Source organism: Streptomyces sp. NPDC014734, from assembly GCF_043083325.1.
Lineage (GTDB): Bacteria > Actinomycetota > Actinomycetes > Streptomycetales > Streptomycetaceae > Streptomyces.
Genome location: NZ_JBIBYN010000041.1, coordinates 1 through 2390 on the forward strand (window position 1 = coordinate 1; position 2390 = coordinate 2390).

The following is a 2390-nucleotide window of genomic DNA, read 5'->3' on the forward strand; positions in this document are numbered from 1 at the left end:
GGAACCCGACGCACCCGGACCCCATCCGCCTCACACGAAGCCACCAGCCCGTCCAACGCCCCCGGCTCACCGGAAACCACCACCGACGACGGACCATTCACCGCCGCCACCGACACCCGCTCCTCACCCCACACCGCGATCCGCTCCCGCACCTCCACCACCGGCAACGCAACCGACACCATCCCGCCCCGGCCCGCCAGCACCCGCCCGATCACCTGACTCCGCAACGCCACCACCCGCGCCGCATCCCGCAACGACAACACACCCGCCACACACGCCGCAGCAATCTCACCCTGCGAATGACCCACCACCGCCGACGGACGCACACCCACCGAACGCCACAACTCCGCCAACGACACCATCACCGAGAACAACACCGGCTGCACCACATCCACCCGCTCCAGCGACGGCGCACCCTCCACCCCACGCACCACATCCACCAACGACCAGCCGGTGAACTCCGCCAGAGCAGCCCCACACTCCCCCATACGCGCCGCAAACACCGGCGAAGCATCCAACAACCCCACCGCCATCCCCACCCACTGCGACCCCTGACCCGGGAACACAAAAGCCACCTGACCACCGACGACAGACCCCTGCACCACACCCGGCGCCATACCCTCGCCCGCAACCACCCCCAGACCCGCCAACAACTCCTCACGATCCGCGCCCACGACCACGGCACGGCGCTCCAGGGCGGACCGGGTGAGGGCGAGCGAGTGGCCCACGTCCGCCGGACGCGGCCCGGCATCGGTCTCCAGGCGGGCGAGCAGCTTCGCGGCCTGGTCGCGCAGCGCGGCCGGGTTCTTGCCGGACAGCACCCAGGGCAGCACGCCGGGGGTCGTCACGGGTTCCTCGGCGGGGGCGGGCTCCTCGGCCGGGGCCTGCTCGATGATCGCGTGCGCGTTGGTGCCGCTGAAGCCGAAGGCGGAGACGCCCGCGCGGCGGGGCCGTCCGGTCTCCGGCCAGGTCGTGGCCTCCCGTACCGGGCTCACCGAGCCGGCCGCCCAGTCGATGTGCGGGGACGGCTCGGCTATGTGCAGCGACTCGGGCACCACACCGTGCCGCATGGCCAGCACCATCTTCATCACGCCCGCGATGCCCGCCGCGCCCTGGGTGTGGCCGATGTTGGACTTCACCGAACCGAGCAGCAGCGGCTGGTCGGCGGGCCGGTTCTGGCCGTAGGTGGCCAGCAGTGCCTGCGCCTCGATCGGGTCGCCGAGGGCGGTGCCGGTGCCGTGCGCCTCGATGACGTCGACGTCGGCGGCGGACAGCCGGGCGTTGGTCAGGGCACGCCGGATGACGCGTTGCTGGGACGGGCCGTTCGGCGCCGTCAGCCCGTTGCTCGCACCGTCCTGGTTGATCGCGGTGCCCCGTACCACCGCGAGCACCGGGTGACCGTTCTTCCGCGCGTCGGACAGCCGCTCAAGGAGCAGTACGCCCACGCCCTCGGCAGGTCCGAAGCCGTCGGCGTCCGCGGCGAACGCCTTGCAGCGGCCGTCCCGGGACAGTCCGCGCTGACGGCTGAACTCGACGAACAGGCCGGGGGTGGACATCACGTGGACGCCGCCGGCCAGGGCCAGCGAGCATTCGCCGAGCCGCAGTGCCTGGACCGCCAGGTGCAGGGCGACCAGCGACGCCGAGCAGGCGGTGTCGACGGTGACCGCCGGCCCCTCCAGGCCGAAGACGTAACTGACCCGGCCGGAGAGCACGCTGGCGGAGTTTCCGGTGCCCAGGTGTCCGCCGAAGTCCTCCGCGGCGTCCAGCGCCACCGACAGGTAGTCGGAGGCGTTGGTTCCGGCGAAGACACCGGTCTGGCTGCCGCGCACCGACACCGGGTCGATGCCGGCCCGTTCGAACGCCTCCCATCCGGTCTCCAGCAGCAGCCGCTGCTGCGGGTCCATGGCGAGGGCCTCGCGCGGGGAGATCCCGAAGAACGCCGGGTCGAACCGGGTGGCGTCGCCGAGGAACCCGCCCTCGCGGGTGTAGGTGGTGTCCGGGGTGTCCGGGTCCGAGTCGAAGAGGTTCTGCAGGTCCCAGCCACGGTCGTCGGGGAATTCGGCCACCGCGTCCCCACCTGCGGCGAGCAGCCGCCACAGTTCCTCGGGAGTGCGGATGTCTCCGGGGAATCGGCAGCTCATTGCCACGATGGCGATCGGCTCGCGGGCCTGGTCCTCGATTCCCTGGAGGCGCCGGTATGCCTCGTCGAGGTCGGTGGTGACCTTCTTCAGATATTCGCGGAGCTTTGCTTCATTCGCCATGTGGCGCGTCCTCTTCGCATGCTGTGGATCGTCGGGATGGTCGGTGCGTGGTGTTGTCGCGCGTACGGCCGCCGAATTCCCCGGGGGGGGTCTCCCGGCGGCCCGTCGCGTGCCGACTTTCTCGGTTTC

Annotated in this window: 1 protein-coding gene; it reads right to left on the minus strand. The window is 71.3% G+C overall.

The window, feature by feature from the left end:
• Positions 1–2261: type I polyketide synthase (locus tag ACF1CT_RS36480; RefSeq protein ID WP_391788336.1), on the minus strand; the 2261-nt coding region annotated here is incomplete at its 3' end.
• Positions 2262–2390 lie beyond the last annotated feature (129 nt).